This is a genomic window from Micromonospora sp. NPDC049662 (genome assembly GCF_040675055.1).
GTDB lineage: Bacteria > Actinomycetota > Actinomycetes > Mycobacteriales > Micromonosporaceae > Micromonospora.
This window is the reverse complement of the sequence record NZ_JBFAOC010000040.1, coordinates 1-21540: the sequence shown is the minus strand read 5'-3', so window position 1 is coordinate 21540 and position 21540 is coordinate 1. Positions and strand designations below refer to the sequence as shown.

The 21540-nt window shown below is 70.9% G+C and carries 20 protein-coding genes and 1 pseudogene; 6 read left to right on the top strand and 15 right to left on the bottom strand.

All coding sequences use genetic code 11. The features are described 5' to 3' along the window. The first annotated feature begins 88 nt into the window (after positions 1-88). Positions 89-3172, top strand: coding sequence for a DUF3427 domain-containing protein (locus tag AB0J36_RS24760; RefSeq protein ID WP_357395993.1), 3084 nt, complete (start codon positions 89-91; stop codon positions 3170-3172). A gap of 17 nt (positions 3173-3189) precedes the next feature. Here the strand turns inward: AB0J36_RS24760 and AB0J36_RS24755 are convergent, their stop codons facing one another. Next, positions 3190-3489: a helix-turn-helix transcriptional regulator gene (locus tag AB0J36_RS24755; protein WP_357127877.1), complete on the bottom strand. Its 300-nt coding sequence runs from the start codon at positions 3487-3489 to the stop codon at positions 3190-3192. Beyond that, entirely contained in the window at positions 3486-3881 is a 396-nt protein-coding gene (locus tag AB0J36_RS24750) for a type II toxin-antitoxin system RelE/ParE family toxin (protein ID WP_357127880.1), read from the bottom strand. The genes AB0J36_RS24755 and AB0J36_RS24750 overlap by 4 nt, the downstream gene beginning before the upstream one ends. A gap of 108 nt (positions 3882-3989) precedes the next feature. Here AB0J36_RS24750 and AB0J36_RS24745 point away from each other — a divergent pair, with 108 nt between their 5' ends. Next, the gene (locus tag AB0J36_RS24745; protein WP_357127883.1) at positions 3990-4427 is read left to right on the top strand and encodes a VOC family protein; all 438 of its coding nucleotides are present in this window, start codon (positions 3990-3992) and stop codon (positions 4425-4427) included. 30 nt (positions 4428-4457) lie between these two features. Here the strand turns inward: AB0J36_RS24745 and AB0J36_RS24740 are convergent, their stop codons facing one another. The 6 genes from AB0J36_RS24740 to AB0J36_RS24715 all read right to left on the bottom strand — a co-directional run bounded on the left by AB0J36_RS24740 (position 4458) and on the right by AB0J36_RS24715 (position 10014). Next, positions 4458-5663, bottom strand: a complete 1206-nt coding sequence (locus AB0J36_RS24740; RefSeq protein ID WP_357395999.1) for a hypothetical protein — start codon at positions 5661-5663, stop codon at positions 4458-4460. 167 nt (positions 5664-5830) lie between these two features. Next, a complete protein-coding gene (locus AB0J36_RS24735; protein WP_363661165.1) occupies positions 5831-6961 on the bottom strand; it encodes an epoxide hydrolase family protein in 1131 nt (376 codons plus the stop codon). A 129-nt stretch (positions 6962-7090) separates the two neighbouring features. Next, positions 7091-7489, bottom strand: a complete 399-nt coding sequence (locus AB0J36_RS24730) for a VOC family protein (protein WP_363661164.1) — start codon at positions 7487-7489, stop codon at positions 7091-7093. Next, positions 7486-8235 (bottom strand): MarR family transcriptional regulator, encoded by a 750-nt coding sequence (locus AB0J36_RS24725; RefSeq protein WP_363661163.1) that lies wholly within the window; start codon positions 8233-8235, stop codon positions 7486-7488. The genes AB0J36_RS24730 and AB0J36_RS24725 overlap by 4 nt, the downstream gene beginning before the upstream one ends. A 39-nt stretch (positions 8236-8274) precedes the next feature. Next, on the bottom strand, positions 8275-8820 hold the full coding sequence (locus AB0J36_RS24720) for a hypothetical protein (protein ID WP_355051961.1): 546 nt from the start codon (positions 8818-8820) through the stop codon (positions 8275-8277). A 45-nt stretch (positions 8821-8865) separates the two neighbouring features. Continuing rightward, positions 8866-10014 carry a hypothetical protein gene (locus tag AB0J36_RS24715; protein WP_363661162.1) on the bottom strand — a complete coding sequence of 383 codons (1149 nt, stop codon included), beginning with the start codon at positions 10012-10014 and terminating at the stop codon, positions 8866-8868. Between the two features lie 138 nt (positions 10015-10152). On the opposite strand from AB0J36_RS24715, the gene AB0J36_RS24710 reads away from it, so the two are divergent. Both AB0J36_RS24710 and AB0J36_RS24705 read left to right on the top strand, forming a co-directional pair. After that, entirely contained in the window at positions 10153-11703 is a 1551-nt protein-coding gene (locus AB0J36_RS24710) for a gluconokinase (protein ID WP_357172884.1), read from the top strand. A gap of 334 nt (positions 11704-12037) precedes the next feature. Further along, entirely contained in the window at positions 12038-13453 is a 1416-nt protein-coding gene (locus AB0J36_RS24705) for a serine hydrolase (protein WP_357396015.1), read from the top strand. Positions 13454-13460: 7 nt separating this feature from the next. On the opposite strand, the gene AB0J36_RS24700 is transcribed toward AB0J36_RS24705, so the two are convergent. The 3 genes from AB0J36_RS24700 to AB0J36_RS24690 form a co-directional block, all read right to left on the bottom strand. Continuing rightward, positions 13461-14219: a MerR family transcriptional regulator gene (locus tag AB0J36_RS24700; RefSeq protein ID WP_357396016.1), complete on the bottom strand. Its 759-nt coding sequence runs from the start codon at positions 14217-14219 to the stop codon at positions 13461-13463. Between the two features lie 50 nt (positions 14220-14269). Then, positions 14270-16525 carry an EAL domain-containing protein gene (locus tag AB0J36_RS24695; RefSeq protein WP_357396019.1) on the bottom strand — a complete coding sequence of 752 codons (2256 nt, stop codon included), beginning with the start codon at positions 16523-16525 and terminating at the stop codon, positions 14270-14272. Positions 16526-16874: 349 nt separating this feature from the next. Beyond that, a complete protein-coding gene (locus AB0J36_RS24690; RefSeq protein ID WP_355232752.1) occupies positions 16875-17108 on the bottom strand; it encodes a zinc-ribbon domain-containing protein in 234 nt (77 codons plus the stop codon). Positions 17109-17206: 98 nt separating this feature from the next. On the opposite strand from AB0J36_RS24690, the gene AB0J36_RS24685 reads away from it, so the two are divergent. Next, the gene (locus AB0J36_RS24685; protein WP_357172872.1) at positions 17207-17572 is read left to right on the top strand and encodes a type II toxin-antitoxin system RelE/ParE family toxin; all 366 of its coding nucleotides are present in this window, start codon (positions 17207-17209) and stop codon (positions 17570-17572) included. Continuing rightward, positions 17569-17886, top strand: coding sequence for a helix-turn-helix transcriptional regulator (locus AB0J36_RS24680; protein WP_357172870.1), 318 nt, complete (start codon positions 17569-17571; stop codon positions 17884-17886). The genes AB0J36_RS24685 and AB0J36_RS24680 overlap by 4 nt, the downstream gene beginning before the upstream one ends. A gap of 117 nt (positions 17887-18003) precedes the next feature. On the opposite strand, the gene AB0J36_RS24675 is transcribed toward AB0J36_RS24680, so the two are convergent. From AB0J36_RS24675 to AB0J36_RS24660, 4 genes and pseudogenes are all read right to left on the bottom strand, one after another. Then, positions 18004-18873, bottom strand: coding sequence for an SRPBCC family protein (locus AB0J36_RS24675; protein ID WP_357172868.1), 870 nt, complete (start codon positions 18871-18873; stop codon positions 18004-18006). Next, positions 18866-19423, bottom strand: a complete 558-nt coding sequence (locus AB0J36_RS24670; RefSeq protein WP_355051970.1) for a helix-turn-helix domain-containing protein — start codon at positions 19421-19423, stop codon at positions 18866-18868. The genes AB0J36_RS24675 and AB0J36_RS24670 overlap by 8 nt, the downstream gene beginning before the upstream one ends. 134 nt (positions 19424-19557) lie before the next feature. After that, positions 19558-20901, bottom strand: a complete 1344-nt coding sequence (locus tag AB0J36_RS24665) for a class I SAM-dependent methyltransferase (protein WP_363661161.1) — start codon at positions 20899-20901, stop codon at positions 19558-19560. Further along, a pseudogene (locus tag AB0J36_RS24660) lies at positions 20898-21540 on the bottom strand (FAD-binding protein); the annotation flags it as partial. The pseudogene AB0J36_RS24660 and the gene AB0J36_RS24665, both read right to left, overlap by 4 nt.

The following is a 21540-nucleotide window of genomic DNA, read 5'->3' as shown; positions in this document are numbered from 1 at the left end:
TGGCCTCGCCGATTGCGCGACAAGTTCTGCCGATGCGACCGGTCGCCGCGCCCCATCCATAGACGGAACGTGTGGTTAGGTAGCTCGAATGACGGATCTTGAGCGGGGTGTGTACGAGCACCTGATCACCCGTGAGCTGGCTGATCGCCTCCAGCATGTCGACCCCGCCCTGGTTCAGCACCACAACCTCGACCCGGCCGACGCGCACACCGCCCTCGCCCGGCACATCGCCACCCTGGCCGCCCGAGCCCTGCAGTCCGTCCCCAATGGCGACGACAAGCTCCACCACCAGATCGCAATGGCGAACCAGATCGCTGACGCCATCACCACCCTGAGTCCCAAGGCAGCAACGGAACAGGACCAGGTCACCGACGCCAAGCACCTGCTCCATGCCATCGCCGCCCCGCCAACGCCACCCGCGCAGCCGAGCTTTCCGGACCGTCCCACCACGCCCCTCTCCACCGGCGCACTCCTGGTCAACGGCCGCCACCAGCCCCGAATCGGCCACGAGGTCAACCACGAGATGGCCTCGGCCGAGAGCGTCGATCTGCTCTGCGCGTTCATCAAGTGGTACGGCCTGCGCATCGTTGAGCACGCCATCCGCGACCTGATCGACCGAGGCGGCAAGGTCCGGGTCATCACCACCACCTACCTTGGCGCGACCGATCAGCGAGCGCTCGACCGGCTCAAAGAGCTGGGCGCAGAGGTCAAGGTGTCCTACGAGACGCGGACCACTCGCCTGCACGCCAAGGCTTGGCTGTTCCGCCGTAACAACGGCACCACCACCGCGTACGTCGGCTCGTCGAACCTGTCGAAGACCGCACTGGTGGACGGCGTCGAGTGGAACGTGCGCATCTCGAACATCGAGCAGCCGCACGTCATCGACACGTTCACGGCCACGTTCGAGGACTATTGGAACGACCCGGCGTTCGAGGCGTACGACGCGACCAGGGACGCCGAGCGGCTTCGGCATGCGCTGAGCGGGGAACGCCGCGATCAGACACCCACCGAGATCTCGAACCTGGACGTGCGCCCGTACCCGTACCAGGCAGAGATCCTCGCCGACCTGGACGCCGAACGGCTGGTGCACGGGCGTTGGCGCAATCTGGTGGTCATGGCGACGGGCACCGGCAAGACCGTCGTCGCCGCCCTGGACTACCGCCGACTGCACAGGGCGAAGCGAGCGGACTCGCTGCTCTTCGTAGCGCATCAGGAGCAGATTCTGCGGCAGAGCCTGTCTACGTTCCGGCAGGTCATGGGGGACGGCAGCTTCGGCGAGACGCTTGTCGCGGGCGAGAAGCCGAACGGTTGGAAGCACGTCTTCGCCTCCATCCAGTCGCTGCACCGGCGGGAGGTCGACCCCGAGGCGTACGACATGGTGATCGTGGACGAGTTCCACCACGCTGAAGCGCCCACGTACACCCGGCTTTTGGAGCGGCTGCGTCCCCGCGTACTCCTCGGACTGACCGCGACCCCCGACCGGGCCGACGGCGGCGACGTGCGCCGGTGGTTCGACGGGCGCGCGTCCGTTGAGCTGCACCTGTGGGACGCGTTGGAGCGGCAGTTGTTGTCGCCGTTCCAGTACTTCGGGCTGCACGACGACGTGGACCTGTCGCACCTCGCCTGGAAGCGCGGCCAAGGCTACGACCCGGCCGACCTGGACGTCGTCTACACCGGCAACCACGCACGGGCGCGGTCGGTGTTGCGTGCGGTCAGCGACAAGGTGGACGTCGGGCGGATGCGGGCACTCGGGTTCTGCGTGAGCATCGGGCACGCCGAGTTCATGGCCAGGTGGTTCAACGACCACGGCGTGGCGTCTGCGGCAGTGACGTCGCGAGCCGGCACTGATCGGGCCGCGCTGTTGCGGGACTTCAAGGCCGGCAAGCTTCGGGTGCTCTTCACCGTGGACCTGTTCAACGAGGGCGTCGACCTGCCGATGGTCGACACGATCCTGATGCTGCGACCCACCGAGAGCGCCACGATCTTCCTGCAACAACTCGGCCGTGGTCTGCGACTGGACGACGACAAGCCCTGCCTGACCGTGCTCGACTTCATCGGCGGGCAGAACGCCAACTTCCGCTTCGACCTGCGCTGGCGTGCCCTGACGGGGGTGAGCCGGCGGGCGATCACCGAGGCGGTTCGCGACGACTTCCCGAGTCTGCCCAGCGGCTGCCACGTCGAGCTGGACCGGGTGGCAAAGGATCTCGTCCTCGCCAACCTGAAAAGCGCACTGCCCACCTCGAAGACCGGCCTGGTCTCTGAGCTGCGGCAACTCGGCGACGTCACTCTGGCGACGTTCCTGCGCGAGACGGGCTTGGAGATCGAGGACGTGTACCGATCGGCCAGCGTCGGTGGCTGGACCGGCCTGCGGCGGCTCGCCGGCGTCGAGACGACCGCGCCCGGCCCCGACGACCGCGAGCTGGGCCGCGCCATCGGTCGCATGCTGCACATCGACGACACCGACCGGCTAGAGCTACTAACGAAGGTCACGGCCGGACCACCCGCGCCAGGTCAGCAGGGGTACGCGGGCAGCAGCCGACTACTGGACATGCTGCACTTCAGCCTCTGGGGGCCGAACGCCCCGCTGGCGACGCGCGGCGAACGGCTGGCACAACTGTGGAAGGAGCCGGCGCGTTGCGCCGAGTTGCGGCAGGTCGCCGAGGTGCTGCGGGACCGCATCCACCGGGTCACGCCCGCGCTCGCCGCGGGGGCGGTGCCGCTGCGGGTGCACGCCCGGTACAGCCGCAACGAGGCGTGCGCCGCCTTCGGAATGCCCAATCCGGGCTCGCTGCGCGAGGGTGTGAAGTGGCTGCCGGACGCCCAGGCCGACCTGTTCTTCGTCACCCTGGTCAAGTCCGAGGCGCACTACTCCCCCACCACCATGTACGCCGACCGGGCCATCACCGACACGGTGTTCCAGTGGGAGTCGCAGAGCACCACGTCGGCGGCGTCGGCGACCGGGCGGCGCTATACGTCGGGCGGCTCGACAGTGCACCTCTTCATTCGGGAGACCCGTATCGCCGACCGTGACCTGGGCGCACCGCCGTACCTCTACGCCGGCACCATGACGTACGAGTCGCACACCGGTGACCGGCCGATGCGTGTCCTGTGGCAGCTCCACCACGCCCTACCCGCCGACGTCTACGCCACCGCCCGAACAATCGCCGCTTAGCCCTCACCGGCGGTTGGTCAAGCTGCGTCCGCGTTTGAGGCGAACCTGACGTCCAACCGTCGATCCAGAGCCCGGGCTAACCTCTCCAGGACCGGCAGGGTCGGCACAGTCCCGCCCGCCTCGAAGCGTGCCACCGCGGACTGCGTCATGCCGGCGGCCTGCGCCAACTGGCTCTGACTCCAGCCGTGCCCTTCGCGCAGGTTGCGCACCTCCTGGCCAAGCTCGAAGGCGATCCGGGTGGCCTCGTACGTCTCGGCCGCCCCCGGCTCCGCCATCCGGTGCTCACGCAGGTCGTTCCAGTCCAGGCGATCACTCATCGCTCTGCCCTCTCGTTCACGATGTGCCGCTCCGCCACACATCGCTCGAATGCGCGGCGAGCCCGCTCGACTTCCCGGTCCTCCCGCATCCGCGTCTTGCGGAACACCGTGAGCAGGATGATCCTCCGGTCGGAGGCAATCCAGTAGGTCACGCGGACTGCGTCGCGCTCCAGATAAAACCGCAGCTCACGCAGTTTGCCGTCAAGCTGTCTGCTGTGCGGCTCTCCGAGCAAGACGCCTCGGCCGGCCAGAAGATCGATGTAGAACGCCGCTCGAGCGAAGTCGGCAGTTGATAGTTCCTCCAGCCAGTCTCGGACCTCTGGTTCCAGCTCCACGCTACCCCAACCCATAGCATCGATGCTATGGGTTAAGTCGATCTCACCGAACTCCATCAAACGCGTGTTGGCGATGATTTCGGTGCTGCCCTGGCCGCTCGGGCGGCCACATCGTCGGGGCCGCCTGCCTAACCGGCGGCGGAACTGCGCGTTAGGTTGAAGACCATGGAACAGCGGATCAGCCTCATCACCCTGGGAGTCGCGGACGTGGCCCGCGCGAAGGCGTTCTACGAGCACCTCGGCTGGCGGGGCCAGGAGGTCGAGGGGACGGTCTTCATCCAGGCCGGCGGCCTGGCCCTCGTCCTCTGGGGCCGCGACAAGCTGGCCGCCGACGCGGGCATCGACGACCCGGGCACCGACGGCTTCGGCGGGGTGACCCTCGCCCAGAACGTCCGCTCACAAGCCGAGGTCGACGAGGTGATCGCCACCGCGACCAAGGCAGGCGCGACGGTGACCAAACCAGCCCAGGAGACCTTCTACGGCGGCTACGCCGGCTACTTCGCCGACCCGGACGGTCACCTGTGGGAGATCGCCTGGAACCCGGGCTTCGCCCTTGCGGAGGACGGCTCCCTCACCGTCCCCGACTTCAGCGCCATGGACTGAGCAAGCGGCGGCAAACAGCCAAGACGCCGATCATGGTGCCGGGGACGGGCAGAGCAGCGGGTCCAGCACCGGCAGTTGAAGAGGGTCCAGACAGACAGCCAGCAACTCGGGATTCGGTGAGGGCGTAGCCGTCAGAGTCGGGGTCGGCGTCGGTGAGGCCGACGCGACGGGCGGCGTCGGCAGGGCTGACGCGGGCGGGTCCGTGCTGGGGACCGGCGTCGGCACCGGACTCGGCGAACGGGTCGGGACGACGGGCGGCGCGGCGACCGGTGGCAGGGCCACCGCTACGACAGGGGGCACCGCTGTAGAGACATCTGTCGGGGCCGACGGCCGGACAGTCGAGGCGGGCGGGGCGGTCCATACGGCACTGACGGCCGAGCCGACCCGCGTCCTGGCTGGCACCGGCCCGACGGGCCCGAGCGGCACGAACACCGCCCCAGCCCTCGGCAGGTCCATCGCGACGATCTCCGCCGAGGGCACCGGGCCGACGGGACCTGACGCTCCAGGGCCCAGAGCACCCGGTCCGAGCGTCACGAACACCACTGCGGCGACGGCGGCGGCACCGACCGCGCGCCGGTCGAGGCGTACCGCCTTCAGCGGCGCGTCGTCGGGCCCCACCCCCAGAGGAGGCGCGGGCGGAGCGGCCCGGTGGGCGGTCAGCAGTTCGTCGATCTGGGCGACGACAGCGGCGCGATCCTCGCTGGTCGCGAGGGTGAGATAGAAGCGGAAGTTCACCACGGCACCGGACGGGACCAGCAGCCCGTCCAGTCGGCCGCGGTCGGGCAGCAGGGTGACCGGGACGTCGGGGTGGTGGGCGGGGCCGACCAGGTCGTCGTACCGCCACTCGCGCCGGTGCTCCCGGCCGCCGAAGGCCACCCGTCGGCTGGTCACCACGGCCATGCCGGTGTCGACCGCCCGCAGGCCCGGCGGCAGCGCCTCCGAAGACGGCTCAGCGAAGGAACACGAACCCGGCGTGGGCAGCCCGGGGACGTGCCGCGCCTCGGCCTCGACAAGCGTGGCGACGGGAAGGACGCGCAAGACGAGTTCGTCGTCATCGAGCTCTACCGGCAGGCCGGTGCGGGGCTGCGTACACCCGATGAAGCTGGCGGCTTCGATGCGGAGCCGGACCAGGTGGTCGTCGCGGCGCTGCCAGGCGTCGATGGCGTGCCGGTACGCGCGCTGCCGGCGCTCGTTCTCGCGCTCGGCCCAGGCGGTCCGCCAGGGGACGTGGGCCACAGAGGTCACGGTCACACGCGTTACAACCGCTCACGTACGTGACAGGCAACGCGACCGGGATCGATGTATCCCGTTGCGCCCGAAAGAAGAGTATTGACGGAACGCAGCGCGTAGCCCGCTGCCGGCGGCTGCTCCGGCAGAGAACCGGAGCAGCCGCCGAGACAGCACTACGGCCGCAGAGAGGTGAAGAACTCCCTCAGCTCAGCCGCGAGCAGATCGGGCTCCTCCAGCGGCATGAAGTGCCCGCCCCGGCCCGGTTCGCTCCAGTGCCGGATGTCGGTGCAGGCCCGCTCGGCGATCGAACGGGGGAAGTTCGCCTGCGAGGGTTCGGTGCTCACCGTGAACGCGGCGGGCACGGTGATGTCGGGTCGTGGCGTGTTGTGGTCGAAGTCGGCGTACTGCCGGAACGACGAGCCGATCGTGCCCGTCACCCAGTACAGCGTGATGATGGTGAGCAGGGTGTCCCGGTCGATGCTGTTCGCCAGGTCACCGTGGTTGTCGCTCCAGTCCCGGTACTTGTCGACGAGCCACGCGGCCAGCCCGGCGGGTGAGTCGGCGAGCGCCGCTGCCAGGGTGTCCGGACGGGTGCCCATGATGGCGCTGTAGCCGCCGTCGGTCTCGTCGTACGCGGCCTCGGCGTCCAGGAACGCCTGCTCGGCCGCCGACAGCGGTCGGTCGTCGAAGCTGGCCGGGAACGGTGGATGGATCATGTGGATGCCGGCCACCCGCTCCGGATACCGGGCACCGAGCCAACCGGTGACGACCCCGCCGACGTCGCCGCCGAAGGCACCGTAGCGCTCGTAGCCGAGCACGTCGGTCATCAACTCGTGCAGCGTCCGGGCGAGGACCGCCCGGGTCAGCGGCTCGTCGGGCAGCTCCGAGTAGCCGAAGCCGGGCAGGGACGGCACCACCACGTCGAACGCGCCCCCGAGCGGGCTGGTCAGCCGGTCGACCAGGGGCAGCATCTCGACGAAGCTGCTGGGCCAGCCGTGGCTCAGGAGCAACGGCGGCGGTGCGGGCGTACCCGCCGGACGGTCCGCGCGGACGTGCACGAAGTGCAGCTTCCGGCCGCCGACGAGCGTCAGATACTGGGGGTACGCGTTGAGCGCGGCCTCCCGGGCACGCCAGTCGAACTCGTCGTGCCAGTAGGACACCAGGTCCCGCAGGTAGTCGGGATCGACGCCGCCCTGCCACGGTCGGTGGCCGCTGCGGTCGGTGAAGCGGGTGCGGGCCAGTCGAGCCCGCAGGTCATCGAGGACCGCATCGGACACGTCGATGCGGAACGGGGAGACAGACATTGATCCTCCGATAAGGGAGGGCGCACTCCCCGACCCGAAGGCGTCAGCTGAGGGGGACGGACGAGGAGGGCGCCCAGGCGTGGCAACGGGTGTTCACGGGGCTCACCTCCTTCTCGTCGCTGACGGGGATCACCGTACCTGAGCGGGCTCGAACAGCTCGACCGGGTTGCCGGCCGGGTCGTCCAGGACGATCTGCCGGCCTCCCGGGCCGCTGACGACGTCGCTGCGAAAACCCACTCCGGCCGTACGCAGCCGGGCAACCTCGGCGTCGAGGTCGGCGACGATCAGGTGGATGCGGTTCCAGCCGCCCGGCTGGGGACGGCGGCCGTCGGGCAGGGCCCGGCCCGCCGAGCTGGCCGGACCGGAGAGCAGTAGCCGCAGGTTGCCGCGCCGCACGTCGGCGAACGCGGGCAGGAAGGCGCTGGCCGAGGTGAAGCCGAGGTGCACGGTGTAGAAGTCGATCGCGGCGGCCACGTCGTCGACGAGGTACCGCACGCTGACCGTGCTGTCATCGATGGGGCTGGTCATGATGCCCTCTCTCCTGGGGTGGCGAGCGTGTGCAGCAGGAAGTCGATCCGCTGGGCGAGGTCGTCGGCGACCCGTTCGAACGCGGGTAGCCCGTCGGGGTCCGCGGCCGGGTCCGGAATGCTCCAGTGCGCGCTGCGCGGGCCTCCGGGGAAGTCGGGGCAGACCTCCTTGACCCGGTCGCAGAGGGTGATCACGGCGTCGAACGGTTGACCGGTGAACTCGTCGAGGTGCGTGGGTCGGGCCGAGCCCAGGTCGATGCCGCGCGCCGACATGACGGTCACCGCGTGCGGGTGGACGGGCTTCGGTCGGCTCCCGGCGCTGTACGCCTGCACGGCGCCGGCGGTGCGTTCCCGCAGCAGCGTCTCGGCCATCTGCGAGCGGGCGCTGTTGCCGGTGCACAGGAACAACACCCGGCCGGTCACCGAGGTGGCCGGCGACGGCGGGGCGAGCCGCAGCCCGGGATGCAGGGCCGCGCCAGCGTCCGACAGCAGGCCGGCGCAGTGGGCCAGGGCGAGCGAGTAGTAGGTGTCTCGCCCGTCGGCGCTGCTGCGCCGGGCGGTCACGAGCGCGGCCTGACGGAGCTTGCCGAGGTGGTACGAGACGAGGTTCTGCGGCTGGCCGAGACGGGCGGTCAGCTCGCGTACGGCGAGGTCACCACGGGCCAGTTCGCTGAGCAGGCCCCACCGCACGGGGTGCCCCGCGGCGGTCACAAACCCCGGTGGCGCGCTGGTGCCGGATGACCTCACTCCCGCAGATTACATCAAACTGATTTGATGTAATAGGGGTCAGCCCGCTCGTCGCCGACGCGACAGGGAGCCGAGCAGCGGATCGTCGGCCGGGAACCGCGATCGCGTACGCGGCGGGTACGCCTCGCAGTGCCCGACCCACTGGGCGGCGGCGACGGCGAGGGCGTCGGCCGAGACGGTGAGCACCAGCGGGTAGATGGCGGTGGCCGGCCGGCGCATCCACGGGGGCAGCGACTCGGCGGAGAACTCGACGATCAGTTCCAGCCGACGTCGACGGATCACCCGGGTACGCAGCGCCAGGTTGGGTTCGGTGAAGCGGACCATCGCCGGTGGCGGGTTCGGACCGCCGGCCGCCGCCGCCTGGCCGTGCAGCCAACTGCCCAGCGCGCGGGCCTCCTCGACGAGCAGGCTCGGGTAGTGATGTGACCAGAGCTGACCGTCGGCGGTCCGGGCGTCCACCTCGATGAGCAGCCAGTCCTGCCAGCCCGGCGCCGCCAACTCGGGGTCGTCGGGCGGGTCGATGCCGGGCTGGTAGCCGACCGGGCGGATCCGCACCCGGGCACCGTCGTCGGATCGGATCTCCACTCGATCATTCTGACTGACCTGAACGAGCGTTCGGGTCAAAACGCGCTACTTCGTGACGGTCCGCCGGACGCCCCGGTGGTCAGCGCACGCGCCCGCCCGGCCACCCGCGAGGCTGACCGAGCCGTCCCGGCACTGCACGAGGTAGCCCCGGCCCGCCCAGAACTGCGGCACGCAGTCGAACCAGTCGCACACCTCGACGGCGGGCCGGCGAACCCTCGTCCCGCCGCAGAAGTCGTACCCCAGGGGGTTCTCCGGCGCCCCGCAGCGCGGCCCGGACGTCGCGCTCGACGACGGGCGTGGCGACGGTTTCCGCTTGGGCGTGGTGGTGGGCGCGGGCCGCGGGACCGCCGGCCGCAGCAGCGCGGGAGGCCCGCTGGCGGCCGGTGCCGGCGTGGCCGCCACGGCGACCACCGCGCCCCCGGTCGGGTCCGACGGGTTCGATTCGAAGAGCGCCGCCGGTACGAGCAGCGCGACCGCCGCCGCCACCGCGATGGACCGGCGACCGCCGGGCACGAGCGCGGAGAGCCGGGCCTGCGCCGGGGTGGCCACCGCCGGCCGGAACGGTTTGAGCTGGTCGTGCTCCGCGATCAACTCGTCGAGCTGGGCGAGCACCGCGGCTCGCTGCTCGATCGAGTCGGCGAAGGCCAGCGTCAGCTTGAACCGGAAGTCCGCCGCCGCGTCGGTGGGCAGCAACAGTCCGGAGGTACGACGCCGGTCCAGCACCTGGATCAGGGTCACCGGCCCCACCGGGTCGTGGGTCAGGCCGGTGATCCGGCCGTACGCCCAGTCGCGCCGACCGCGCCCGCCGAGCAGCACCAACCGGCGGCTGGTGATGACGGCCATGCCGGCGTCGGTGACGCGTACGCCGTCGGGTCGGCGCGGACGCAGCGGCGCGGCCGGCACGGCGACCGTGAGGTCCGGCGCGGGCAGCACGGCCGTGTGTCGCACCTCGACCAGTTGCGCGGCGGGCAGCGCCCACAGCACCACCTCGTCGTCGACGAGTTCGAGTGGAAGGCCCGCGCCGGCCGCGGCGGAACCGTGGAAGTCGGCGGCCAGGGCGCGCAGCCGCCGTAACTCGTCGTCGCGTCGCCGCCAGGCCGTCTCCGCGCCGCGGTACGTGCTGATCCGCCGCACGTTCTGCCGCTGCGCCCAGCGGTACCGCCATGTGGAACCCGTCGAATCAGTCTTTGCCACGCCGACTCCTTCGCCGCGTAGGCCACCAATCTGGGGTGCACTCGGATTAACAGTTGTGACGGTCGGCCGGGACACGCCAAGGCGGGCGAACTACCCGAACGGCGGATCAACCCGGACGATAGGGCGATACTGACGGTCATGCCGCCAGCTACCCCGCCCGGTGTGGTGATCGGGATCGACATCGGCACCACGAGCACCAAGACCATGGCGTACGACACCGACGGGCGGCTGATCGCCAGCCACTTCGTCGGCTATCCCCTCGACGACCCGCACCCCGGGTACGCCGAGCAGAACCCGGACGTGATCCTCGCCGCCGTCGTCGAGTCGCTCCGGACCGTGGTGGCCGAGTTGGCCGCACCGATCTCCGGCCTGGCGTTCTGCTCCGCCATGCACAGCCTCATCGGCCTCGACGCGGCCGGCAACCCGCTCACGCCGTCGGTGACCTGGGCCGACTCCCGGGCCACCCGGCAGGCCGAGCGGCTGCGGGCGGTGCCGTCCGGGCTGGCGCTGCACCGGCGCACGGGTACGCCCATGCACCCGATGTCGCCCCTGCCCAAGCTGCTCTGGTTCGCCGAGCAGGAACCCAAGCTCTTCGAACGCGTCACGCACTGGGTCGGCATCAAGGACTGGGTGCTGCTGCGACTCTGCGGAGAACTGGTCACCGACCACTCGATAGCCTCGGCCACCGGCCTGATGGACATCCACACCCTCGAGTGGGACGCCGAGGCGTTGACCATCGCCGGCGTCACCGGGGAGCGGTTGCCCCGACTGGTCGCCACCACCGCCGTCCTGCCCGGCCTCACCGCGCGGGCCGCCGACGCCATCGGCGTGCCGCGGCGCACGCCGGTGGTGGTCGGGGCGGGCGACGGGCCGTTGGCCAACCTGGGTCTGGGCGCGGTGCACCCCGGCATGGTCGCCTGCTCGATCGGCACCAGCGGCGCGATGCGGGTCATGGTCGAGCGCCCCGGCGTCGACCCGCTGGGCGGAGTGTTCTGCTACGCGCTCACCGAGGACCGCTGGGCGGTCGGCGGCGCGATCAACAACGGCGGCATCGTCCTCAAGTGGGCGGGCGCCGCGCTCGCGCCGGAGTTGGGCGAGCATCCCGAGGAGGACCTGGTCGCCCTGGCAGCCCGGGCGCCGGTCGGCTCGGGCGGGCTCATCATGCTGCCCTACCTGCACAGCGAGCGCGCTCCACACTGGAGCGCCCTGCCCCGCGGCGCGTACGTCGGGCTGACCCACGGGCACCGCCGCGAACACCTCGTCCGGGCCGCCATGGAGGGGGTCTGCCAGCAACTCGCACTGGTCCTCACCTCGGTCCGCGCGGCCGGCAACGAGGTCCGCGAGATCCGCGCCGGTGGCGGCTTCGCCCGTAGTGGCCTGTGGCGACAGATGCTCGCCGACGTGCTCGGCATGCCGGTGAGCTTCCCCGCCGGACGCGAGGGGTCGAGCTTCGGCGCGGCGCTGCTCGGCATGCAGGCGCTGGGCCTGATCCCCAGCATCGACGTCGCCGCCGACCTGGTCCAGATGGAGGAGACCATCCGTCCCGACCCGGCCGCCGCCGCCACCTACGCGGCGCTGCTGCCCCTCTTCGCCGAGCTGTACGAGGCGCTGGTGCCGACCTTCACGTCGATGCGTCGCCTGGCACCCGGCCTGCCCGCCGAGCCACCCACCCCGGGACCGCCGATGTAGCCGGCTCGACCGCCGACCGGCTCGACCGGCTGGCGGCTCGACCGGCTGGCGGCTCGACCGGCGGGCGACGCGACCGGCGGGCGACGCGACCGGCGACCGGCGCGACCGGCGACCGGCTCGACCGGCGGGCGACGCGACCGGCGACCGGCTCGACCGGCGGGCGACGCGACCGGCGACCGGCTCGGCGCGGGGCTGGCCGTTCGGTGTTGAGCGTGATGCCGGTGAGTCATCTTGATGCCACTGAGGCATCACGCTCTCGCGGGCGCGGTCTCCCGGACGGGTGACTCACGCCCCGGCAGCCCCATCCGCCGCCAACGCTTCTTATCGTACAAACGTGAGGAAAAGCGACAAGAAGCGCTCATCTTCCCTGCTTGCGGCGGCGATCGCGCTGGTCGTCGCGGCGACGACCGGCCCGGCCACCGCCGACGGTCCCGGCCCGAACCACCGAACGACCCTGGGGTACGCAGCCGACGGACCCACCGCCGACACCGGGCCGAAGGACACGGACGGCCCGAGCGACACGGACGGGCCGAACGACACGGGCGGGCGGAGCGACACGGGCGGGCCGAACGACACGGGCGGGCGGAGCGACGAGCCGGGCGTGGAGCCGACGCCGGAGCGGGCGCCGACCAGCGAGGTGTCCTGGCTGTCGTTCCCTGGCGGGGCGTTCGCGGTGGACTCGCTCGGGCACACCGTGCGGTACCGGGCCTGCGACGGCGACACCGGCCGGGTCGCCGACCCGGACATGCGGGTCGCCGCCGGGGTGGCCAGTGGGGCGGTCGTCGTCGAAGGGACCGCCTACCGCTACCGGGTGCCGCTGGTCGGGCGCAGCGAGGGCACGCTTGAGGTGATCCAGCGGCACCGCCCGCCGACGACGCTCACCGGAGTGGTGGTCACCAGCCCGCAGCCGCCCACCGACCCGGTCGCGGGAGCACGGCTGTTCCCGCTCAGCGGACAGCTCGCCCGGGTGGTCGCCGACGCCAGCCTCAACCCCGCTGGCGCAACCGTCCGGGACCTCTCCGGCCGGTACGGGGACCAGCAGGTTTCGGTCAACGGGTCGCTGCGTCCCAAGGCCGCGAGCGTCATCAAGCTCTGGATCCTGGTCGAACTCCTGCGCCGGGTCGACTGTGGACAGGTGTCTCTCGACGACGGCGTGCTGGTCACGCCGGCCGACGTGGTGGGCGGCACCGGCCAGCTCCAGTTCGAGACGTTCCCGCAGGTGGTCACGCTGTACCGGCTCGCACGCTATCTGATCAAGTACAGCGACAACGTCGCGGCCAATGTGCTGATCACCTACCTGGGTGGGTTCGCCCCGGTCAACGCGCTGATCGACTCGATGAACCAGCGCTCCACCATCCTGGCCCGGCGGATGCTCGACAGCGCGGCAGCGCAGCGCGGCGAGGAGAACTACACCAGCCCGGACGACGTCGTGTCGCTGCTCGGCGCGGTCTGGGACGGCGAGGTCCTCACCCCGGCCTCCCGGGACCTGATGATCGGCTTCATGCGGGAGCAGACCCTGAACACCAAGATCCCGGCGGCGCTGCCACCCGGCGTCCCGGTGGCCCACAAGACCGGTGACCTGCCGGACGCCTCCCACGACGTCGGCTACTACCTGATCCCCGGCACGGAGACCGCCGTCGCGTTCCTCACCGCCGGGCCGATGGTGACCGGGGACGAGACCGTCCGCCGGATGGCCAGGACCGTCTACGACTTCCTGGTCCCGCCATCCGACGGCGCGGTCGAGGAGTGAGCCCCGGTCAGGCCCGGCTGATCGCGTTGGCGTGGATCGCCTCACTGATGTAAGCGGCCAACCCCGGGGCGATCTTCTCGTAGTACGCGGTGAACCGCTCGTCGGCCATGTACATGTCGGCCAACCCGGTCTGCACCTCGTACGAGCACTCGTAGAACCAGCGACTGATGATCTGCCGGTGCTCCTCGGCCAGGTCCATCGCTTCCGGGCCGTCGGCCGGCGCGCCCGAGGCCATCAGCGCGACGATCCGTCGACCCCAGTCCTCGTTCTCCGCCTTGATCCGCAGCCAGTCCTCCTTGCCGTAACGGGAGGCCCGGCGGTTCGACTCCCGGTACGCGTCGGTGCCTCCCCAACGCTGCTCCGCCTCGGCCTCGTACTCCTCCGGTCGGAAGTCACCGAAGACCTCGAACCGCTCTTCCGGGGTGAGTTGGATGTTCAACTTGCTCGCCTCCATCGCGAACTCGATCGCCGTGACCATTTCCTGCAACCGCTTCATCCGTTCCGTCAGCAACTCGTGCTGCCGGCGCAGGTGCGCGGCCGGGTCGGCCGCCGGGTCGTCGATGATCGCGGTGATCTCCTCAAGCGGGAAACCCAGCTCGCGGTAGTACAGGACGAGCTGCAACCGTTGCAGGTCCGCGTCGTCGTAGCGGCGGTAACCCGCCGAGGTACGCCCGCTGGGCGAGAGCAGACCGACCTCGTCGTAGTGGTGCAGCGTCCGTACCGTCACGCCGGCGATCTTCGCCACCTGACCCACCGTGTACGCCATGGTTCCCCTCCCTTCCGGAAACCAGGCTCCTACCTGCCGCTACGTCAGGGTCAAGCCCGATTCTGACCCACCGTGGCGGGGCTGTCCGGACGCCCGTACAGAAAGCCCTGCCCGCGCGGGCAGCCGATGGCGGTGACCGCGTCGTGCTGGCGCTCGGTCTCCACCCCCTCGGCGATCACCGCCAGGTCGTACGCGCCGGCCAGCCGGGTGACCATCTCCACCGTGGCGTACGCCCGGTCGTCCGTGCCGAGGCGGGCCACGAACGAACGGTCGATCTTCAACTCGGTGGCCGGGATGCGGTGCAGGTAGCTCAGCGACGAGTAGCCCGTGCCGAAGTCGTCGATGGCGATCTGGATGCCCAGTTCCCGGAGCTGGTGCAGCCGTTCCAGCACGGCGTCGGTCCCCTCGATCAACGCCGACTCGGTCAGCTCCAGCGTCAACGCCCGGGGTGCCAGCCCGGCGCCGGCGGTGGCCGCCGTGACCGTGGCGATGAGGTCCGGCCGGCGCAGGTGGGCGGCGGCGATGTTCACCGCGACCGTCGCCTCCGGCGCGCGGGCCCGCCAGGTCGCCGCCGCCCGGCACGCCTCGTGGATCACCCAACGGTCGATCGGGAGGATCAGGCCGGTCTCCTCCGCCAGCGGCAGGAACCGCGCCGGGGGCAACATCCCCAGTCGGGGGTGCCGCCAGCGCACCAGCGCCTCAGCGCTGCGTACCGCACCGGTGGCGAGGTCGACGATCGGCTGGAACTCCAGGTGCAGTTGCTCCTCGTCGACGGCCCGGCGCAGATCGGCGATCAGCTCCGCCCGGGTCACGGCCGACTCACGCAGCGCCGGGGTGCAGGTCCGGTACGCGGACTTGCCGGCGGCCTTCGCCGCGTACATCGCGATGTCGGCGTCGCGCAGCAGGTCGGAGTGGGAGGCGTGCTGCGGCCCGTACTCGGCGATGCCGATGCTCGCCGACGGGTGCACACCCACGTCCTCCTCCCCCTCGGACGGGCGCAGCGCGTCCAGCAGGCGTTCGGCCAGGTGCTCCGGTGACACCGGCCGGTCCCCCTCGACCAGCACCGCGAACTCGTCGCCGCCGAGGCGGGCGATCGTGCCGTCGCCGTCCACGGCAGCCCGCATCCGAGCCGCCAGCCCGGTCAGCAGGGCGTCGCCGGTGGCGTGCCCGAACCGGTCGTTGACCTGCTTGAACCCGTCGAGGTCGAGCAGCAGGACGGCCACCGGCCGACCGTCCCGCAGGGCCAGCCGCAGCAGTCGGTTGAACAGCAGCCGGTTCGGCAGCCCGGTGAGCTGGTCGCCGTACGCAAGCCGGCGCAGTCGCGCCACCAGGCGCAGGTTCTCGTTGGCGGCCAGCCCCTGCCGTACGGCGAGGGCGGCGAGCAGGGTCATCATGGTCACGAAGACCAGCGGTGGAGTCTGGCCGGTCGGCCGGCGGGCCAGCAGCACCGCGATGATCGCCCCGCCGACCGGCAGGTACGGCAGCGCCACCCGCCACCACGGCGGCAGCGGGGATTCGGCGGTCTCGTCGGTGCCGTCGCAGTCCGGCGGCGGTCGGCTGGCGGTGGCCAGCCCGATCAGGAGGTAACTCAGCGGCCAGCACAGGTCGATGGGGTGGCCGGCGGCGTAGTCCCCCCGGGCGACCAGCGAGACGTACACCACGTCGGCCACCACCCGGATGGTCAGGCTCGCCGCGAGCACGCGCATCGGCCGCCACCGGGGCCGCGCCGGACCGGCCACCGCCACCAGGATGGTGAGCTGCATCAGGTCGAACATCGGGTAGAGCAGCCCCAGCGTGCGCGCCGGATCGGCCAACTCGGCGGCGGCAACCCCACGGAACACCAGCACCCAGCCGACCGGCACCAGCGCCAGCGCGACGATCACGCCGTCCAGCAGCGTCCGGGCCCGCCCGACGGCCGTCCGCGGTCCGGACGGGGAACTGAGCAGCGCGGCGGTGCCGGTGAGGATGCCGGCGCTGAAGACGACCCCGATCAGCGCGTTGTGCGGCAGGTCGTCGCCGACGAGCCGCTGCGCCGTCCAGATTCCCCGACCCAGCGCGGCGAGCGCCATGGTGACGGCGAGCAGCGTCCAGAACCGGCGCAACGGGGCCGGGTGTCGACGGGCCACGCCGGCACAGGCGACTGTCGCCCAGCCGGCGACCAGGAGCGCGCCCACGTCGCTGACCAGCGCCGCGCCGGGCAGCGCGGCGGCCAACCAGCCGGCCTCCACGACCAGGACCGCGATCGCGACGATCGGGCCGATGGGCTTGAGCTGCCCCGCGGCCTGCTTCACGTCCTGTCGCGACACGGTCGCTCCGGCTCTTCGTCGGGTGTGCACAGTCGGGCGGACCGGTCCACGGCAAACCTCGAAAGCCTAGCCAGCGCCCGGGAACGCCGCCAGGGCCGAACATCCAGGCCGATGCGGTCTCCCCGGGCTGTCCTGGCGGTCGGTGTCCGGTGCCGGCGACAGGTCGGGTCAGCGGCCGGCGGAGCGGTTCCAGGGTGAGCGGGGTAAGGCGGTGCCGGCCAGCGGACGGCGGACGGGTCGCCGTTTACGCCGGCCGGGAGTGCACGGCGGGCGGGTGGCGGTGTACACGACGGATCCGGCCGACGGGGGTCGGCCGATCAGCCAGCACAGGAAGCGGGCCATCTGCGGCTCAGCCGACCGGGAGACGCTGGGCGTCGGACTTGGCGATCTCGTACTCCGCGCCGCAGAACGTGCACTGCTGGGCGTACCGGGTGCGGATCGGGATGAGTGGGATGAAGAAGAGGGTGAATTTCGTCGACCGGCGGGTGATCACCTGTGCGGCGTGGTTGCCGCAGTGACGGCAGACCTCCTGCACGACACCGGACCGGTCGACCTTGGTACGCAGACCAAAGATGAGGAACATCGCACGGCAGTACCCACTCCACCCCGAAAAGTCACCGAACCCGCCCCACGAGCTGCAAGATCCGCACAAGGCGGTATAGCGATTGATATACTCCCCGGATGCCGCAGGATGAGTGGGAGGTCTTCGTCGTCGACGAGGTCCGCGCCTGGATCGACAGCCTGGACGAGGCGACTTTCGTCCGGGTCGTCCAGGCGATCGACGCGCTCGCCGAGGCAGGACCCGGACTGGGCCGCCCTCTGGTCGACACGATCAGCGGGTCGGCACTGGCAAACCTCAAGGAGCTGCGACCTGGCACCGTCCGCATCCTCTTCGTCTTCGACCCTTGGCGCGCAAGCATTCTGCTGGTCGCGGGCGACAAGGCAGGCCAGTGGCAGAGCTGGTATCAACAGGCCATCCCGCTCGCCGAGCAACGCTACGAGATCTACTTGAAGGAACGCGCGCAGCAGGAGGGGGGCCAACGATGAGTGGGCATGTGCGGTGGTCGGACATTCGGTCGGAGTACGTACAGCGGGCCGGTGGCGAGGAGGCCGTCGAAGCCGGAAAGCAGGAACTGCTCGCGCAGGTCGTCGGGCACCGACTCGCCGAGGTACGACGAGCCCGCGGCTTCACTCAGCAGCAGATCGCCGAGCGCATGGGTGTCACGAAGGGTCGGGTGTCCCAGATCGAGCAGGGCCGGATCTCCGGCCAGGAGGTGGTGGCCCGATACGCCGTCGCCCTCGGCGGTCGACTGCACCAAGCCATCTACTTCGACGACGGTGATATCGCAGCCATCGCGTGAGCGTGCGGGCAGCACCCTCTCCCCACGCACAAGATCGTGCTCGATCCAGGATGTAGTGCCTTCGAGGTGCGAACGAGGCCACTAAATCCTTGATCGAGCACGATCACGGCGGGACGGTCAGAGGGTGGGCTGGGGCTCCAGGCCGGGGACCTCCTCGGCGAGCCAGATCGGCTGCCAGGCCGCCATCTCGTGGAAGCGGCGCAGCTCGAACAGGCCGGCCACCGAGCCGGACCAGGCAGCGTACGGCGGGTTGGTCTCGTCGAAGCCGCTCTGTACGAAGGTCAGCGTGGTACGGCCACCGGATTCGGCCAGCTCCCAGCTGGTGACGCCGGTCGGTCCCCAGTCGACGGACATCCGCCGGCCGGGCTCCAGGTCGACGATCTTGGCGGCGTAGCCGTGCTCGAAGCCACCCATGGCGTACCGGCCGCCGACCCAGGGCTCGATCCCGATGGGGTAGCCGAACCAGGCGCTGGCCTGCTCGGAGTCGGTCAGGGACTCCCAGACCTTGTCGGCGGGGACCGCGATGACCAGCTCGCCGCGCAGCTCCGCGGAGGTGAAGTCGGTGCGCGGCAGCAGCGGCTTGCCCTCCAGGTGGGAGGCCAGGTTCGCGATGGACAGCGCCCAGTACGTCTGGAGCACGCCCCGAATGCTGGAGCCGTCCATCGCCTCGGCGAAGTCGAAGTGGCTCTGGGTCAGCGTGAGCACCGTGGCGTCCGGGCCATCGGCGGCGAGCTGGAACTCGGTGGTGGTCTCGACCCCGTCGAGCAGCCAACCGAAGCGCAGCGAGTCGTCGTCGGCGTGCAGGAGCCGCTGGTGCGGGGCGTCACCCTCGGGCGTGTAGCGGCCCCAGAACTCGTACCGCTCGGGCAGCTCGACCTCGGCGTGCTCGGCCAGCCAGAGGCGCAGCTCGGTCGGGTCGGTCAGGGCCTGGCGGACGCGCGCCACGGGGGCGGTCAGGCGGGCCTGCACCTTCAACGGTTCACTCATTGTCGTTCCCTTTCGGATAGCAGGCGACGGCCAGCTTGAAGGCATCTCCCTCGCTGCCGCCGTAGCGGGTGAACAGGTCCTGAAGTGCGGTTTGCAGGTCGTGCAGGAACTCCTGGCGCTGCTCGGCGGGCACCCGGATCTCGCCGGAGACCCCGATCGAGGGCAGCTCGGGCGCCGCCCGGTCCAGGGCGGCGATGTCGGCCTGGACCTCCTCCATCAGGTCGAGCAGGTAGCCCAGGCTCAGCTCGTCGCGGGCCCGGCGCAGCCCGATGCGGCCGACCAGCCGCGGCGAGAGCCAGTAGGACCGGGCGGCGGCCTGGTAGATGCCCTCGGTGATCCCGCGAACCTTGCGCTCGTTGACCAGCTCGACCAGGCCGGCCGCGACGAGCTGCTTGACGTGGTAGTAGACGCGCTGCGGCGTCTGGTCGAGTCGGGCCGCGACCTCGGTGCAGGTGCGCGGCTCGGCCAGTTGCCGCAGCACCTCCACGCGCTGCGGCTTGAGCAGGACCTCGGCCTGCTCGATCTGCTCCAGGTACAGGACGTCTCTCATGGCAAAATCAGTTTGTACGTACAAAACTTGTTTGTCAATCGCTTCGCGAGAAGCCGCGCCGACTTTCTCGACGCGGCTTCCGGCGACGCTCAGCTTCAGGCGACGCTCACCCTCAGGCGACGCTCAGCGGATGATCAGGGCAACCAGTCCGGTCGCAGCGGATAGCCGTTCACGCCGTCCGGGCCGTTGTGGGTGGCCAGCACCTGGTGCAGTTGGATGCCGTTGCGCTCGAACGCCATCCGCGAACCGGCCATGTAGAGACCCCACACCCGGGCCGTCCCGGTGCCGACCTCCGAGACGCAGAAGTCCCAGTGCTCCACCAGGTTGCGGCACCAGGCGGCGAGGGTCAGCGCGTAGTGCTGGCGCAGGTTCTCCTCGTGGTGCACCTCCAACCCGGCGTCGTGCACCTCGCTGATCAGCCGACCCGGGCCGGCCAGCTCGCCGTCCGGGAAGACGTACCTGTCGATGAACGCGCCCGAACGGTGCGGCGCCCGGTTGTCGGCGCGCGTGATCGTGTGGTTGAGCAGCCGTCCACCCGTGCGCAGGCGCGACCGCAGCGCCCCGAAGTACGACGGGTAGTTGCGCACGCCGATGTGCTCGGTCAGCCCGATCGAGGAGATGGCGTCGAACTGCTCCGCGGGCGCGTCCCGGTAGTCGAGGTGTCGCACCTCGGCCAACTCGCTCACCCCTTCCCGCTCGATCGCGGCCTGCGCCCACTGCGCCTGCGCCTTCGACAGGGTCACCCCGAGCGCCTTGACCCCGTACTCGCGCGCGGCGTGCCGGACCATGCCGCCCCAACCGCAGCCCACGTCCAGCAGCCGCATGCCCTTCTTGAGTGCCAGCTTGCCGGCGACCAGGTCGTACTTCGCCGCCTGGGCCTGCTCCAGGGTGTCGCTCGGGGACCGGAAGACCGCACAGGTGTACGTCATGGACGGGCCGAGCACCTTCTCGTAGAAGGCGTTCGAGACGTCGTAGTGGTGCGAGATCGCCGTGCTGTCGCGGACCCGGGAGTGCCGAAGCCCGTTCATCACCCGCTTCCAGCGCGGCTGGGCCTCCTGCGGAGGCGCCGGCGGCGGCATCAGCCGCTCCCAACCCAACCCCCGCACCAGCGCGACGCCGTCGGCCACCGACGGCGGGCGCAGCCGCAACTCGTCCTTGAGCACCCGCAACGCCTCGTACGGGTCACCCGGGTGCACCCCCTGCAACGCCAGGTCGCCGCTCACGTACGCCCGGGCCATGCCCAGGTCGCCGGGGGCGGTGAGCAGGTACGACAGACCCCGCTCGGTACGGATCGCCAGGGTGATGCCGGCATCGGTCGGGCCGACGGCGCTGCCGTCGTACCCGGTGATGCGGATCGGCAACGGCCCGGCGGTGACCGCGCGGACGACGTCCGCGACGGTCGGGCCGGTGCGCCGGCCCCCCGCCGGCGGGGTGGCGGGGACGCTCGCCGCCCCCTGATCTCGGTCGGTCAGGCTCATGCTCGTGCTACCGCCTTTTCGTACAGTCCCGTCAGCCGGTGGTCCGGGTCGTAGCGGTCTTTCACCGCGCGCCAGGTCTCGCCGCCGTAGAGGCGATCGAAGGCGTCCCGGTCGTAGTACGCGTCGGAGTAGAGCGACTTGTGCCCACCCAGCTCCGACACCCTGCGTTCGATCGTGCGGTTGACGTCGCCGTCGGCGGCGCCGGACGCGATCGGCACGCTCCCCCAAAAACCAATGTTGACGTAGTCCTGCCCCGGGTGGAGCGGATACAGCGGCCACGACCGCGCGGAACCGGGCCCCTCCGGCTCGCGCAACCGCAGCGGGCAGAGCCACACCGGGGTCATCCCCACGTCGGCCGCGAACCAGCGCAGGAAGTCGGCCATGCGGTCCAGCGGGATCTCCACGTCCTGCACGACCCGCTCCCGGGCCGGCTGGCCCCGCAGCCGGTCGATCCGGGCCGCCACCTGGTGCCGGTGTTCGAGGCGGACCAGTCGGTGGTAGACGTCGCTGCGCCGGTAGCGCGCCGGCCCGAGCCGGCGCACGACCGGGTGGTGGGCGCCGAACGCCGCCGAGCACCAGAAACAGTCGGTGTCACCGCGCCACAGATATTCGTTAGCGGTCAGCACGAGGCGGGGGCGC

Bases quoted from the DNA above. Each gene is read 5' to 3' on its own strand.
- AB0J36_RS24760 (WP_357395993.1), top strand. From the start codon at position 89: ATGACGGATCTTGAGCGGGGTGTGTACGAGCACCTGATCACCCGTGAG.
- AB0J36_RS24755 (WP_357127877.1), bottom strand. From the start codon at position 3,489: ATGAGTGATCGCCTGGACTGGAACGACCTGCGTGAGCACCGGATGGCG.
- AB0J36_RS24750 (WP_357127880.1), bottom strand. From the start codon at position 3,881: ATGGAGTTCGGTGAGATCGACTTAACCCATAGCATCGATGCTATGGGT.
- AB0J36_RS24745 (WP_357127883.1), top strand. From the start codon at position 3,990: ATGGAACAGCGGATCAGCCTCATCACCCTGGGAGTCGCGGACGTGGCC.
- AB0J36_RS24735 (WP_363661165.1), bottom strand. From the start codon at position 6,961: ATGTCTGTCTCCCCGTTCCGCATCGACGTGTCCGATGCGGTCCTCGAT.
- AB0J36_RS24730 (WP_363661164.1), bottom strand. From the start codon at position 7,489: ATGACCAGCCCCATCGATGACAGCACGGTCAGCGTGCGGTACCTCGTC.
- AB0J36_RS24710 (WP_357172884.1), top strand. From the start codon at position 10,153: ATGCCGCCAGCTACCCCGCCCGGTGTGGTGATCGGGATCGACATCGGC.
- AB0J36_RS24700 (WP_357396016.1), bottom strand. From the start codon at position 14,219: ATGGCGTACACGGTGGGTCAGGTGGCGAAGATCGCCGGCGTGACGGTA.
- AB0J36_RS24690 (WP_355232752.1), bottom strand. From the start codon at position 17,108: ATGTTCCTCATCTTTGGTCTGCGTACCAAGGTCGACCGGTCCGGTGTC.
- AB0J36_RS24685 (WP_357172872.1), top strand. From the start codon at position 17,207: ATGCCGCAGGATGAGTGGGAGGTCTTCGTCGTCGACGAGGTCCGCGCC.
- AB0J36_RS24680 (WP_357172870.1), top strand. From the start codon at position 17,569: ATGAGTGGGCATGTGCGGTGGTCGGACATTCGGTCGGAGTACGTACAG.
- AB0J36_RS24675 (WP_357172868.1), bottom strand. From the start codon at position 18,873: ATGAGTGAACCGTTGAAGGTGCAGGCCCGCCTGACCGCCCCCGTGGCG.
- AB0J36_RS24670 (WP_355051970.1), bottom strand. From the start codon at position 19,423: ATGAGAGACGTCCTGTACCTGGAGCAGATCGAGCAGGCCGAGGTCCTG.
- AB0J36_RS24665 (WP_363661161.1), bottom strand. From the start codon at position 20,901: ATGAGCCTGACCGACCGAGATCAGGGGGCGGCGAGCGTCCCCGCCACC.